We start from the raw sequence: 13,995 nt of genomic DNA on the forward strand, positions 1-13,995 counted from the left end.
GCCGTACGCCTGCCGGTACGCGTCCCCGTACGCCGGCTGACCACCCGTGCCGTAGGCCTGAGCCGGATCCTGAGCATAGGCCTGCTGGTACGCGTCCCCGTACGCCGGCTGACCACCCGTGCCGTAGGCCTGAGCCGGATCCTGAGCGTACGCCTGCTGGTACGGGTCCTGCTGCTGGTAAGCGTCACCGTAAGCGGGCTGGCCGCCGGTCCCGTACGCCTGAGCCGGATCCTGAGCATAGGCCTGCTGGTACGGGTCCTGCTGCTGGTAAGCGTCACCGTAAGCGGGCTGGCCGCCGGTCCCGTACGCCTGAGCCGGATCCTGAGCATAGGCCTGCTGGTACGGGTCCTGCTGCTGGTAAGCGTCACCGTAAGCGGGCTGGCCGCCGGTCCCGTACGCCTGAGCCGGATCCTGAGCATAGGCCTGCTGGTACGGGTCCTGCTGCTGGTAAGCGTCACCGTAAGCGGGCTGGCCGCCGGTCCCGTACGCCTGAGCCGGATCCTGAGCATAGGCCTGCTGGTACGGGTCCTGCTGCTGGTAAGCATCGCCGTAAGCGGGCTGGCCGCCGGTCCCGTACGCCTGAGCCGGATCCTGAGCATAGGCCTGCTGGTACGGGTCCTGCTGCTGGTAAGCGTCACCGTAAGCGGGCTGGCCGCCGGTCCCGTACGCCTGAGCCGGATCCTGAGCATAGGCCTGCTGGTACGGGTCCTGCTGCTGGTAAGCGTCACCGTAAGCGGGCTGGCCGCCGGTCCCGTACGCCTGAGCCGGGTCCTGGCCGTACATCTGCTGCGCCTGCTGCGGGTCCTGCGCCTGCGGGGCGTAGGGGTCGTAGCCGGCCTGCGGCTGGGCGGAGAAGGTCTCCGTCGGGTTCGGCGCGCCGAAGGCGGGCTGCCCGCCGGTCGGCGGCGCGTACCCCTGCGGCTGGCCCGGCTGGCCCATCGGCCCCATCTGCGGGGCCGGCTGCGAGCGCACCACCAGGCTCGGGTCGCCGAAGACCTTGATCAGGTAGATGAAGGCGAAGGCGAGGATCGCGGCGCTCCCCGCGATCTCGAACAGGGAGGCGAACCCGTTCGCCATCATGCCGAGCTCGGAGGCGCTCACGAAGGACATGATCAGCGTGAGCAGGGCCATCAGCGCCCCGAGCCCGAGCATGATCATGCCGGTGAGCACGATCGGGAAGTTCGCGGCCGTCCTGTTCGGCGCCGTGACGACCAGCACGGCCGCCAGGGCGACCAGCCCGACCGTGATCGGGTCGAAGAAGACCGTGCCGGCACCGGCGAAGCTGTGGACGACGTCCTCTCCGCCGAAGAGCCTGATGAAGCCCCCGAGCATCCGCGCTGCCACGGCGCCGAGCAGCGCCCAGGCGGCGGGTACCCGCAAGCCGTTGATTGCGTCGTTGTTCAAGAGAGGTTCCCCTCCGCTGCTTCGCTGTCGCGACGGTGGAAGCTTTGCATATGGACAGTCTGTCAAGCCCACCGGCCGTCTCCCCGGCGAGAGGAGCCCCAAGGGGTGATCCGGACCGCGGCCCCGGAAAGGTGCGGGGACGGGGCGGCGGCGTCCGGTGCGCCCCCGCCGTCGCAGGCGTCACAGGGGTCCGCCGCGCACATGCGGGCCACAGCCTGCCAGACTTGGCCCCATGCGGATAGTCGTGCCGGCCGGCGGCATCGGAGGCGCGCGGTTCCTCCGCGGCCTCAAGGCGACGCTGGGGATCGTATCGGGCCGAGAGAGCGAATCGGCAATCACCGTCATCGGGAACACCGGTGACGACATCACCCTGTTCGGACTCCGGGTCTGTCCGGATCTGGACACCGTGATGTACACCCTCGGGGGCGGGATCGACGAGGAGCGCGGCTGGGGCCGCGCCGAGGAGTCGTTCACCGTCAAGGAGGAGCTCGCCGCCTACGGGATGAAGCCCACCTGGTTCGGGCTGGGCGACCGGGACACCGCCACGCACATCGTGCGCTCGCAGATGCTCGCCGCGGGGTTCCCCCTCTCGGCGGTCACCGAAGCGCTGTGCGAGCGGTGGCGGCCGGGCGTGCGCCTGCTGCCGATGACCGACGACCAGGTGGAGACGCACGTGGTCGTCGAGGACGGCGAGGGGCGCCGGGCGATCCACTTCCAGGAGTGGTGGATCCGGCACCGGGCGCGGCTCCCGGCGCAGAAGATCGTGTCGGTGGGCGCCGAGGAGTCCCGGCCCGCCCCCGGGGTGCTGGAGGCGGTGCGCGAGGCCGACCTGGTGGTGCTGCCCCCGTCCAACCCCGTGGTCAGCGTGGGCTCGGTCCTCGGCGTGCCGGGGATCCGCGAGGCCCTGGAGGAGGCCGTCGTCGTCGGCGTCTCCCCCATCATCGGCGGCGCGCCCGTGCGGGGCATGGCCGACGCCTGCCTGGCCGCGATCGGGGTGGAGACCTCGGCGCGCGCCGTGGCCGAGCACTACGGCCCCGGCCTGCTGGACGGCTGGCTCGTGGACGAGGCCGACGCCGGGGTGGAGGCCGCCGGCATCGAGGTGGAGTCCCGCCCCCTGTACATGACGGACGCGGACGCGACCGCCGGGATCGCCCGCGCCGCCCTCGACCTGGGTCTGCGGATCAAGGAGCGGCGCGGATGAGCGCCCCCGGGCCGGTCGGGGTCCGCCCCGTGGCCGGGCTGCCCGAGGTGGCGCCCGGCGACGACGTGGCCGCGCTCATCGCAGGCGCGGCCGAGCTGCGCGACGGCGACGTGCTGGTGGTGACCTCCAAGATCCTCAGCAAGGCCGAGGGGCGGATCCGGCGCCAGGACCGCGACGCGGCCGTCGCCGAGGAGACCGAGCGGGTGGTGGCGCGCCGCGGGGACACCCGCATCGTGCAGACCCGCACCGGGCTGGTGATGGCGGCGGCCGGGGTGGACTCCTCCAACGTCGCCCCCGGCCACGTGTTGCTGCTGCCCGAGGACCCCGACGCCTCGGCGCGGCGGCTGCGGTCCGGCCTGCGCGCGCGCACGGGCGCGCGGGTGGGCGTGGTCGTCAGCGACACCTTCGGCCGCCCCTGGCGCAACGGCCAGACCGACGTGGCGATCGGCGCCGCCGGACTGGTGCCGCTGCTGGACCTGCGCGGCGGCCGGGACGGCCACGGCAACCTGCTGGAGGCCACCGTGAACGCGGTGGCCGACGAGATCGCCGCCGCCGGCGAGCTGGTCAAGGGCAAGGCCTCCGGGGTGCCGGTGGCGCTGGTGCGCGGCCTGGAGGGGCTGGTCACCGAGGAGGACGGCCCCGGCGCGGCGGCGCTGGTGCGCCCCGCCGACGAGGACCTGTTCCGCTACGGCTCGCGCGACGTGGTCCCCGCGCGGCGCACGGTCCGCGCCTTCACCGGGGAGCCGGTGGACCCGGCCGCGGTGCGCCGGGCGGTGGCGGCCGCGATCACCGCGCCGGCGCCGCACCACACCACCCCGTGGCGGTTCGTGCTGGTGGAGGACGCCGGGACGCGCAAGCGCCTGCTGGAGGCCATGCACGCCGACTGGACGGCCGACCTGCGGGCCGACGGGTTCTCCGAGGAGGCGATCGCCCGCCGGACCCGGCGCGGGGACGTGCTGCGCAACGCCCCCTACCTGGTGGTGCCCTGCCTGGTCGCGGACGGCGCCCACCCCTACCCAGACGAGCGGCGGGCCTCGGCCGAGCGGTCGATGTTCCTGGTGGCGATGGGCGCGGGCGTGCAGAACCTGCTGGTGGGACTGGCGATGGAGGGCCTGGGGTCGGCCTGGGTCTCCTCCACGATGTTCTGCCCGGACACCGTGCGCGCCGTGCTCGACCTGCCCGGGGACTGGCAGCCGATGGGCTCGGTCGCGGTCGGCCGCGCCGCCGAGCCTCCCAAGGACCGCCCGCCGAGGGACCCGGAGGCGTTCATCGCGGTGCGCTAGGCGTGTTCATCGGCTCGGGGCCGTAGCGGGCGGAGTTCCCGGAGGCGGAGGGGGGGAGCCGCGGCCCGGGTGCGCCGTCGCCGGCGGAGCCCCGCCTGAGGAGTGCGCGGCGGGGGCGGCGCCCGAACACCGCGCGGTCGGGCCCGGTCCAAGGAGCCCGCCCTGGCGGCCCGGTGTGATCCGCGCCCGTTCCGCCCGGTCGCCGCCGTGGCGCCGGGCGCCGGGCGCGCCCCGGTGCCACCCTGGGCCTGCGGGGCGAGCACAGGGGGGACGCGCGGGTGAGTGACGATCTGCTGATCCTCGCCGCGGTGCTGATCGGGGTGACCGTCTTCGCCGGGCGGCTGCTGGCCGGGCGGCTGGGCATCCCCGAGGCGATCGTGCTGGTCGCGCTGGGCGCGGCGGCCGGGTTCGTGCCCGGCCTGTCCGACGTGCGGCTGTCCCCCGACGTCATCCTGCTGGTGTTCCTGCCGCCGCTGATCTACAGCGCCGCCTTCTTCTCCTCGCCCCGCGACATCCGCGCCGAGGCGCGCCCCATCATCGCGCTGGCGGTGGTGATGACGCTGGTCACGGCGTTCGCCATCGCCGGGGGGGTGTGGCTGGGGGNCGATCGCGCTGGGCGCGGCGGTGGCCCCGACCGACGCGGTCGCCTCGGCGGCGGTGCTCAAGCGGGTCGGCGCCCCCAAGCGGGTGGTCACCCTGCTGGAGGGGGAGAGCCTGATCAACGACGGGGTGGCGCTGACCCTGTTCTCCCTAGCGGTGGCGGCCATGTCCACCCCGCTCACGGTGGCCGCGGGCACGGTCGAGCTGGCCAAGGTGGTCGTCGGCGGGGTGGTGTGGGGCGCGGGGGTCGCGGTGGGCACCGCCTGGTTCCGGCGCCGCCTGCGGGACCCCAACAGCCAGCTGGTGCTCTCCCTCATGGTCCCGTTCGTGGCCTACATCCCGGCCGACATCGCCGGGTTCTCCGGGGTGCTGGCGGCCGTGGTCGCCGGGTTCTACCTGGGCACCCGGGTGGAGGGGATGCTGCCGGCCAAGGTGCGGGTCACCGGCCAGACGGTGTGGCGGGGCCTGGTGATGGTGCTGGAGTCGGTGCTGTTCGTGCTGCTGGGCCTGCAGCTGCACGCGGTGTTCGAGGCGGTGGCCGGGCTGTCGTGGGTGCGGCTGGCGCTGGGCGGCGCGGCGGTGCTGGGCACGGCGGTGGCGGTCCGGCTGGCCTGGGAGATGCTGGTGCCGCCTCTGGTGCGGCGGGTGCGGCCGGGCGGCGCGGACGCCACCGGCGCGCTCGCGCCGCGCGAGCGGTTCGTCATCGGGTGGTGCGGGATGCGCGGGGCGATCTCGCTGGCGATCGCGCTGTCGCTGCCGCAGACCCTGGACGGCGACTACTTCGTCGACCGCAACGTGCTGCTGTACTTCGCGGCGGTGGTCGTGCTGGGCACGCTGGTGGGCCAGGGAGCGACGCTGCCGCTGGTGCTGCGCTGGACCGGGCTGGCGGGCGGGGAGGACACCCGGCGCGAGTACGCGGTGGCCGAGGAGGCGATGGGACGGGCGGCGCTGTCCCGGCTGGACGAGCTGACCGCACAGGGCCGGGTGGACGAGCGCGCGGCCGAGCGGCACCGCCAGGTGCACAAGGTCCAGGTGCGTCAGGCCCGCGCGGTCCTGGGCGAGGACGAGCAGGCCCGCTCACGGGTGAGCAGGCACGTGCGGGGCGACCTGTTCCTGCGGCACGAGCTGGCGCGGGCCCAGCGGGAGGCGTTGAACCGGCTCTACCGGGACGGGGCCATCGGGCACGAGACGCTGCAGGCGGTGCGCCGGCAGATCGACCTGCGCGACCCCCCCGGGCACACCGGCGGGGCGTGACGGGGAAGGGCCCGCCCCCTTTTAATGGAAAACTTTCTTTTCTGTTCCATTGACGGCCACCCCGCGCGCCGCTTACGTTTCTTGCGGTTCACCGGCGTCCCACATCCCTCCGGCGCCGGGGGGAGAGTGCCGGTGGAGGCACCGCTGCGCAGCACAGAACCGCTTGTCACGGCCGTATCCCGCTCACGGAAAACGGACAAGGGAGTATCCCCCATGCGTCCCCTCCGCACGCGCGGCGCCGCAGCCGCCACCGCCCTGGCGGCCGCCGCCGCAGGCATCGCAGCCGCCGTCTCGCTCCTACCGGCCCCGGCCCCGGCCACCGACGCCGCGCTGGCCTCCGAGACCTCCGCCGAGGCCGCCGCCGGGCCCTGGCTCACCGGCTACTGGCACAACTTCGACAACGGGTCGACGACCCTGCCGCTGTCGGAGGTGCCGTCCGAATACACCATGGTGGCCGTCGCCTTCGCCGACAACCTCGCCGGGACTCCCGGCGGGATCACCTTCAACCTGGCCTCCGACGAGCTCGGCGGCTACACCGAGCAGCAGTTCAAGGACGACATCGCCGGCATCCAGGCCGAGGGCCGCAAGGTGATCATCTCGGTGGGCGGCCAGAAGGGCCACGTCGACGTCACCAACGCCGAGCAGGCCGCCGGGTTCGCCCGGAGCGCCCACGACCTGATGCAGGAGTACGGGTTCGACGGGATCGACATCGACCTGGAGCACGGCATCAACGCCCGGTACATGGAGGACGCCCTGCGCGACCTGCACTCCCGGGCCGGCGGCGACACGATCATCACGATGGCGCCGCAGACCATCGACTTCCAGGCGCCCAGCTACGACTACTACAAGCTGGCCCAGGCCATCCCGGACATCCTGACCATCGTCAACATGCAGTACTACAACTCCGGGTCGATGATGGGCTGCGACGACCAGGTCCACAGCCAGGGCACGGTCGACTTCCTGACCGCCCAGGCCTGCATCCAGCTGGAGCTGGGACTGCGCCCGGACCAGGTCGGGCTCGGCCTGCCGGCCACGCCGCAGGCGGCCGGCGGCGGGCACCAGCCCACCTCCAACGTCATCGCCGCCCTGGACTGCCTGGAGACCGGGAGCAACTGCGGCTCCTTCACGCCCGCCGAGCCCTACGGCCCCATCGGCGGGGTGATGACCTGGTCCATCAACTGGGACGCGACCAACGGCTACCGGTTCGCCCGGGACATCTCCGCCCGGCTGGGCGGCGGCCCGTCCCCCTCGCCCACCCCCACGACCAGTCCGTCGCCGTCGCCGACCCCCACGACCGACCCGCCCGGTGACTGCGAGGAGCCCGCCTGGGACTCCGGCACCGTCTACACCGGCGGCGACCGCGTCTCCTACGAGGGCACCGTGTACGAAGCGCGCCACTGGACCCGGGGCGACACGCCCCAGGACTCCGAGTGGGGCCCTTGGAAGGCCGTCGGAGCGTGCTAGCCCTCCTCCCGGCGCGTTGACGGCCGGGCGCCCCTGCCCCGGGTGTGCGGGGGCAGGGGCGCCCCCCTGCTCAGGCCGTCCTGATCAGGCCATCGGCAGCCGCGGCCGGCGCACGCTCGCGGCCACCCCGTCGGCGGCCTCGGCGGCCCGGCGCCGCTCCTCGGGGACGTCCCCGTAGAGCGTGGTGCGCATCCGCAGCGGGCGCCCCGTCGGCTCCACCAGCGCGCGGATGTCGCCGATCGTCTTGTAGGAGCCCTGGTCCGACCCGGCCATCCTGGAGATGGTCTCCTCCATCAGGGTGCCGCCCACGTCGTTGACCCCGCCGCGGAGCAGGTCCCGGCAGGTGTCCTCGGCCAGCTTCACCCACGAGCACTGGATGTTGTCGACCGCGCCGTGCAGCAGGATCCGCGCCAGCGCGTGCACCGCCCGGTTCTCCCGCGCGGTCGGCCCGGTACGGGCCAGCCCGGCCAGGTACACCGGCGCGTTGGTGTGCACGAACGGCAGCGCCACGAACTCGGTGAACCCCGGGCGCCCGTTGCGCTCCAGCGAGCGCTCCTGGAGCCGGCGCAGCAGCCGCAGGTGCGCCACCCAGTGGTCCGGCCGGTCCACGTGCCCGTACATCATCGTGGAGGTGGTGGGCATCCCCAGGTCGTGCGCGGTGGTCACCACCTCGATCCACTGCGCCGCCGGGAGCTTTCCCTTGGTCAGCACCCAGCGCACGTCGTCGTCGAGGATCTCCGCGGCGGTGCCGGGCAGCGAGTCCACACCGGCCTCGCGCGCCCGCTCCAGCCACGCCCGCACCGGCAGGTCGCAGCGGGCCGCCCCGTTGGCCACCTCCATCGGGCTGAAGGCGTGCAGGTGCAGGCCGGGGACCCGCTCCTTGACCGCCCGCGCCAGGTCGAAGTAGGCGGTGCCGGGCAGGTCCGGGTGGATGCCGCCCTGCATGCACACCTCGCCGGCGCCGGCCTCCCAGGCCTCGGCGGCCCGGTCGGCGACCTGCTCCAGCGACAGGGTGAAGGCGTCGGCGTCGGTGCGGCGCTGGGCGAAGGCGCAGAAGCGGCAGCCGGTGTAGCAGACGTTGGTGAAGTTGATGTTGCGGGTGACCACGAAGCTGACGGCGTCGCCGACCGCCTCGCGGCGCAGGTGGTCGGCGAGCCGCGCGAGCTCCTCCAGCTCCGGGCCGTCCGCGCGCAGCAGCGCCAGCGCCTCGTCGTCGGTGATGCCCGCCGGGTCCCGCTCGGCCGAGCGCAGCGCCCGGCGCACCTGCGCATCGCCCGCGGCGGCGGGCGCCGCGGCGCCCGAGGCCCGGCCGCGCAGCGCCTCCCAGTCCCCGTAGACCGCGTCGAAGTCGCCGCGGCGGTCGGCGGTGCGGCCCTCGGCGTCGATGCCGGTGTGCAGGTCGGTGCGGCCGGCCGCGGCCAGCGCGGGGTCGGGGGCCTGCCAGGGCAGGCCGTGCGGGACGGCACCGGGCCGGGCCAGCCCGGTGTCCGGGTCGGCCAGCGCCGCCACGTGCGCCGAGAGCCGCGGGTCCAGCCAGGGCTCGCCGGCCCGCACGTACTCGGGGTAGGCGGTGAGCCGCTCGGCCAGGGCGAACCCGTGCTCGGCGGTGCGCCGCTCCAGCTCCTCCACCTGGGGCCAGGGGCGCTCGGGGCTGACGTGGTCGGGGGTGACCGGGGAGACGCCGCCCCAGTCGTCGATCCCGGCCCGCAGCATCAGCCCGTAGTCGTCGCCGATGAGGTTGGGCGGGGCCTGCACCCGCGCCCGGGCCCCCAGCACCAGCCGGGTGACGGCCACCGTGGCCGCCAGGTCCTGCAGGTCGGCGTCGGGGCGGTGCATCATCGCGGTGCCGGGCTTGGCGCGGAAGTTCTGCACGATCACCTCCTGCACCGCCCCGTGCTCGCGGTGCGCCCGGCGCAGCGCGAACACCGAGTCGGCCCGCTCGGCCGGGGTCTCCCCGATGCCGATGAGGATGCCGGAGGTGAAGGGGACCGAGCAGCGCCCGGCGTCCTGCAGGACCCGCAGGCGCACCGCCGGGTCCTTGTCCGGGCTGCCGTAGTGCGGCTGCCCGCGCTCGGTGAAGAGCCGCTCGGAGGTGGTCTCCAGCATCATGCCCATGGACCCGGCGACCGGCTTGAGCCGCTGGAAGTCGGCCCAGGACAGCACGCCCGGGTTGAGGTGGGGCAGCAGGCCGGTCTCCTCCAGCACCGCGATCGCCATGGCGCGGACGTAGGACAGGGTGTCGTCGTAGCCGCGCTCGTCCAGCCAGTCCCGGGCGGCCTCCCACCGGTCCTCGGGGCGGTCGCCGAGGGTGAACAGCGCCTCCTTGCAGCCGGCGGCGGCGCCACGGCGGGCGATCTCCAGGACCTCGTCGGGCTCCAGGAAGGGCGCCTCCAGCCGCCCGGGGACGGTGGCGAAGGTGCAGTAGTGGCAGCGGTCCCGGCACAGGCGGCTGAGCGGGACGAACACGTTGCGGCTGTAGGTGACGGTCCCGGGCCGGCCGGCGGCCTCCAGGCCGGCGTCGCGGACCCGGCCGGCGGCCTCCAGGAGCCGGTCCAGGTCCGCGCCGCGGGCGTGCAGCAGCACTTCGGCCTCGGAGGGGTCGAGGGCCTTGCCGTCGCGGGCGCGGGCCAGGGCGCGTCGCATCGCGGATGGGGTCGGCGGCGTGCTCGTGGGTGTACCCGTCGTCATGGGGGCACGATACGCCGCGGCCCCGGCGGGCTCAGGCCCGGCCCGCCGCGGCCAGGCGCCGCCGCAGGAAGTCCTCCCACCGCTCCACGACGCCCTCCAGCGCGTAGTGCTCGGCGGAGAGCAGGGCCTGGCCGCCCATCCGCACCCGGGCCTCACGGTCCTCCACCAGGCGCAGCAGCGCCCCGCCGAGGGCGTCGGTGTCCTGGGCGGGCACCAGCAGCCCGTTCCGCTCGTGGTCGATGATCTCGCGGGGGCCGTAGGGGCAGTCGAAGCTCACCGCGGGCACCCCCACCGAGAACCCTTCGATGATGGTCATCCCGAACCCCTCGACCCGGGAGCTGACCGCCAGCAGGGAGGCCTTGGCCAGCTCGCCGGTGATGTCCTTGGTGCGTCCCATCAGGTGCACCTGGTTGCTCAGCCCTCGGCGCACGATCTCCGAGCGCAGCCGGTCCTCGGCCTTGCCGCCCCCGTAGATGCGCAGCCGCCACTCGGGGTGCTTCCCGGCCACGGAGGAGAAGGCCTCCAGCAGCTTGGGGTACTGCTTGATCGGGGAGAGCCGGCCGGCGGCCGCGATGATCGGGTTGTCCAGGGTGGAGCGGGGCAGGCGGCGGGGAGGCAGCGGGTTGGGCATGACCTCCAGCCAGTCGTCGCCGGCCCCGAGCAGCTCCCGGTAGGCTGTGCGGTCGGCCGAGGTCAGCACGGTCATCCCGCCCAGGCGCGGGTACCGGCGGGTGATCGCCGCCCGGACCTCGGGGGCGTGCTCGTCGAGGTTGATGTGCTCCTGGCCGACGGCCAGCACCCGGGCGGGCGCCCAGGCCGAGAGCAGCAGGTTCACCCCGGGCCGGGTGCCCACCACCACGTCGGCGCGGGTGGAGGCCAGGTAGCGGCGCAGCCCGGCCACGGCCTCGGGCGAGTAGCTCTTGTTCCGCTCGCGCTCGGCCTCGGGCACCACGGCCCGGGCCCGCCGGTGCCACCAGGCCGCCATCGGGCCGGGCCGGTCCGCCCCCTCCTCCTCTGCGGCGGCGCCGGTGGCCGACAGCGCGCGCAGCCGCACCCCCTCGGGGACGGCGAAGAACGGCGCGGCCTTGTGCCGGGTGAGGCTGACGATCTCCACCTCGTGGTGCCGGGCCAGCCCTTCGGCCAGGTTGAAGACCGTGCGGACGGTGCCCCCCATGCCGTAGGCGTTGGCGATGACGAAGGCGATTCTCACCGGGCGCCCCCACCGGCCGGCCCGGCGGCGGTGGCCAGCAGCGACAGCTCGTCGGCGGCGGTGAAATAGGGGCGCACCCGGACCGGGCCGGCGCCCCGCGCCAGCACCGTGCCGGGGAAGACGACCTTGCGCTTCTTGCCGACGACGTCGTCGGCGTGGGCGGCCAGGCGCAGCTCGGCCCCACCGGGCAGGCGCAGCCACAGGTCCCACTCGTTGTGCGGGCGCTCAGGGCGGAAGAGCAGCGCCGCCGGCTCCAGGGGGACCGCGCAGGAGAACGCGCGCCCGTTCAGCTCGGCCGGGGCCTCCAGCACGCCGTCCAGGCCCCGCTGGCGGGCGGTGACCATCGGCGCCCCTGCACCGTCGGGGTCGGGGGCGTAGGCCAGCACGCCGCGGACCGTCACCGTGTCGCCGCCGGGGGCGGGGACCTCCACCCAGTCCACCTCGGCGTAGGGCTCGACGGTGGTCGCCCGCAGCAGCAGGCGCCCCTCGGCGTCGCGGATCGCGCGCAGCTCGCGGCTGCGCGGCCGGCGCAGGTAGTCGGCGCGGTCGGACAGGTGCACCCCGGGGTCGGTGGTGTCCACCGGGTCGGCGCGCCCGTCGCGGCCCACCCACAGCACGTCCCACTCCCCGTCCTCGAGGGGCAGCCCGCCCAGCGGCGCCCGCAGGCTGCGTCCGGACCGCACCACCCGCTCGACCGGCAGGAGCCCCNCCCGTGCCGGCGCAGCGCGAGTCCCCCTTCGCCCACCTCGGAGGTCCGCAGCTCCAGCACGTCGGCAGCGTCGATTCTGGTCAGATCGGCCTGCACGTCCACCCCCCATGTCCACGCGCGCCCGGCGCCGCGGTGCCCCCACACCGCAGGCCGCACGCTACCCGTCGACGGTTAAAGAACTTTTAATCTGACAACCACGACGAAACCGACATTCGTCACGATCGACACCGGTCTCGCCTGGTGGTGAACGCGCCGCGGGCGGGCGAAGGTTCGCCGCGGACGCCGTCCCGGCCGGATGCGGACGATCGCGTGACGCGTGTGAACCCGGAGCGGGGTCTGCGCGACGCCCCCGGAGGCGGGCGGTCTCAGGCCTCCTTGACCGCACGCAGCAGCACGATGCTGCCGCGGGTGTTGGGGGCGGCCCGGTCGGCCAGGGCCACCAGCGGGACCAGCGGCGCGGCCGCGTTGAACCCGTAGCGGCCGCCGTGGGCCGACAGCGACAGGTAGGCGCGCTCGGCGGCGCGGGTGCGGAACTGGTAGGAGTGCCCGCGCACGCGCAGCCCGCGCTCGGCGAGCAGCCCGCCCAGCTCCCGGTGGGTGTAGGTGCGCCGCACGTGGAACCGGCGCCGGTGGGCCGCGAACAGCCGCGGCCAGGCCTCGCGCCGGGACAGGCAGTCGGCCGACATCACCAGGCGCCCGCCCGGCTTGAGCACCCGCGCCATCTCGTCCAGGGCGGCGGGGCCGTCCGCGAAGTGCTCGATGGCGCACACCGACATCACCGCGTCCACCGAGCCGTCGCGCAGGGGCAGCCGCAGGGCGTCGCCCTCGACCAGCCCGGGGGCGTGCCGGAGCCGCGCGCCGCGCAGCATCTTGCCGCGCGCCAGGTCCACCGAGACCGCCCGGGCGCCCCGCCTGCGCGCCTGGCCGGCCCAGTAGCCGTCCCCGCCGGCGACGTCGAGCACCACCCGGCCGTCCAGGTCGCGGCCGAGCCAGTCGAGCAGCGTGCCGGCCTCGCGGAGCCGGCACACGTGCACGCGGTGTCCGGCGAAGGCGACGAGGTCATCGAGAGCGGGAAGGGCCACGGGCGCCGACCTTACCTCAGTCCGGCGTCAGCGATCCGTCAGCGCGGCGGCCGGGCGCGGCCGTAGCGTGTCCGGGCACAGGAGGGACGGTCCATGGCGGAGACGACACCGGCGGAGGCGGCACCGACGGACGCGGCGGCGCGCACGCGCGAGCTGCGGACCCCGGGGGCGCCGGCGCTGGCCGTGCGCGAGTACGGTCGGCGCCGGCGCCCCCGGCCCCGGGCCGGCGGGGAGGCGCCGCCCACGCCGGTGGTGCTGCTGCACGGGATCGGCGGCACGCTGGAGGAGTGGGACCCGGTGGCCCGGCTGCTGGCCGAGCACCGCCCGGTCCACTCCGTGGACCTGCGCGGACACGGCCTGTCGGGGGACGCGCCGTGGTCGCTGGACGGGTTCGTGGACGACCTGATCCGCCTGATCGGCCACCTGGACGCCGACCGGCCGCTGGTGGCCGGGTACGGCCTGGGCGGCGCTGCGGCCGCCTGCGCCGCGGCCCGCCGCTCGGACCTGGCCGGGGCGGTGAACGTGGACGGCCTCGCCTGGCCGACGGCCGAGCACGCCGCCGGCGCCCTGGGGCTGGGGCCGCAGGAGGCGGGCGTCCAGGTCGACCTGGCGCGGGCCTACTCCGCCGAGCAGGCGGCCGCGTTCCGGACCCCGCTGGGCGCCGAGGAGTTCGCGGCCGTGCTGGAGGGCCTGCGCGCCATGGGGACGGCGGGGTCGGCCCTGGCGGCCTCGGCGGCGCGGTCCGCGGTGGCGGCGGACGGGCTGCGCGCGCCCCGGCCCGGGCCGCGCGCCGTGCGGGCGGCCCTGGAGGCCTTCGCGGAGTTCGCACCGGACCGCGTCTACGCCCGGCTCCTGGTACCGGTGCTGGCGCTGGTGAGCACCGGCCCGGTCCCCCGCCCCCCGGGGGCGCCCGCCCGCTACCCGGAGGTGGTGCGCGCGGCCGCGGCCGCCGAGCTGTCCCGGACCGCGCCGCTGCTGCGGGCCCGCCCCCTCGAACGGGCGGCGCACGGCCCCCACGTCGCCCGTCCGGAGGACGTCGCCGGGGCGATCACGTCCTTCCTGGAGGAGGTCGGCGCCTGAGCCCCCGGCCGGGCTCCGTC

At 75.3% G+C, this 13,995-nt stretch carries 9 protein-coding genes and 1 pseudogene; 5 read left to right on the top strand and 5 right to left on the bottom strand.

Annotated elements, in window-relative coordinates:
- Positions 1-1,404: hypothetical protein (locus D450_RS29890; protein WP_051063567.1), on the bottom strand; the 1,404-nt coding region annotated here is incomplete at its 3' end.
- Between the two features lie 232 nt (positions 1,405-1,636).
- On the opposite strand from D450_RS29890, the gene cofD reads away from it, so the two are divergent.
- The 4 genes and pseudogenes from cofD to D450_RS0110045 all read left to right on the top strand — a co-directional run bounded on the left by cofD (position 1,637) and on the right by D450_RS0110045 (position 7,206).
- Complete coding sequence (gene cofD / locus D450_RS0110030; RefSeq protein WP_026128469.1) at positions 1,637-2,605, top strand: 2-phospho-L-lactate transferase; 969 nt, start codon at positions 1,637-1,639, stop codon at positions 2,603-2,605.
- Positions 2,602-3,888 (top strand): coenzyme F420-0:L-glutamate ligase, encoded by a 1,287-nt coding sequence (locus D450_RS0110035; protein ID WP_017538537.1) that lies wholly within the window; start codon positions 2,602-2,604, stop codon positions 3,886-3,888. The genes cofD and D450_RS0110035 overlap by 4 nt, the downstream gene beginning before the upstream one ends.
- A 278-nt stretch (positions 3,889-4,166) precedes the next feature.
- Positions 4,167-5,742: pseudogene (locus D450_RS29895) on the top strand (Na+/H+ antiporter).
- 213 nt (positions 5,743-5,955) lie between these two features.
- Positions 5,956-7,206 carry a glycosyl hydrolase family 18 protein gene (locus D450_RS0110045; RefSeq protein ID WP_017538540.1) on the top strand — a complete coding sequence of 417 codons (1,251 nt, stop codon included), beginning with the start codon at positions 5,956-5,958 and terminating at the stop codon, positions 7,204-7,206.
- 84 nt (positions 7,207-7,290) lie between these two features.
- On the opposite strand, the gene D450_RS0110050 is transcribed toward D450_RS0110045, so the two are convergent.
- From D450_RS0110050 to D450_RS0110065, 4 genes are all read right to left on the bottom strand, one after another.
- A complete protein-coding gene (locus D450_RS0110050; RefSeq protein ID WP_083932593.1) occupies positions 7,291-9,894 on the bottom strand; it encodes a bifunctional FO biosynthesis protein CofGH in 2,604 nt (867 codons plus the stop codon).
- A gap of 31 nt (positions 9,895-9,925) precedes the next feature.
- On the bottom strand, positions 9,926-11,104 hold the full coding sequence (locus tag D450_RS0110055; RefSeq protein ID WP_017538542.1) for a glycosyltransferase family 4 protein: 1,179 nt from the start codon (positions 11,102-11,104) through the stop codon (positions 9,926-9,928).
- The gene (locus D450_RS29900) at positions 11,101-11,787 is read right to left on the bottom strand and encodes a hypothetical protein (RefSeq protein WP_241483113.1); all 687 of its coding nucleotides are present in this window, start codon (positions 11,785-11,787) and stop codon (positions 11,101-11,103) included. Before D450_RS29900 ends, D450_RS0110055 begins: the two co-directional genes overlap by 4 nt.
- 391 nt (positions 11,788-12,178) lie before the next feature.
- Positions 12,179-12,895: a class I SAM-dependent methyltransferase gene (locus D450_RS0110065; protein WP_017538544.1), complete on the bottom strand. Its 717-nt coding sequence runs from the start codon at positions 12,893-12,895 to the stop codon at positions 12,179-12,181.
- Between the two features lie 93 nt (positions 12,896-12,988).
- Between D450_RS0110065 and D450_RS0110070 the strand changes: the two genes are divergently transcribed.
- A complete protein-coding gene (locus tag D450_RS0110070) occupies positions 12,989-13,975 on the top strand; it encodes an alpha/beta fold hydrolase (protein ID WP_017538545.1) in 987 nt (328 codons plus the stop codon).
- Positions 13,976-13,995 lie beyond the last annotated feature (20 nt).

This window comes from Nocardiopsis halophila DSM 44494 (assembly GCF_000341245.1).
GTDB classification, from domain to species: Bacteria; Actinomycetota; Actinomycetes; order Streptosporangiales; family Streptosporangiaceae; genus Nocardiopsis_A; species Nocardiopsis_A halophila.

Bases quoted from the DNA above. Each gene is read 5' to 3' on its own strand.
- cofD (WP_026128469.1), top strand. From the start codon at position 1,637: ATGCGGATAGTCGTGCCGGCCGGCGGCATCGGAGGCGCGCGGTTCCTC.
- D450_RS0110035 (WP_017538537.1), top strand. From the start codon at position 2,602: ATGAGCGCCCCCGGGCCGGTCGGGGTCCGCCCCGTGGCCGGGCTGCCC.
- D450_RS0110045 (WP_017538540.1), top strand. From the start codon at position 5,956: ATGCGTCCCCTCCGCACGCGCGGCGCCGCAGCCGCCACCGCCCTGGCG.
- D450_RS0110050 (WP_083932593.1), bottom strand. From the start codon at position 9,894: ATGACGACGGGTACACCCACGAGCACGCCGCCGACCCCATCCGCGATG.
- D450_RS0110070 (WP_017538545.1), top strand. From the start codon at position 12,989: ATGGCGGAGACGACACCGGCGGAGGCGGCACCGACGGACGCGGCGGCG.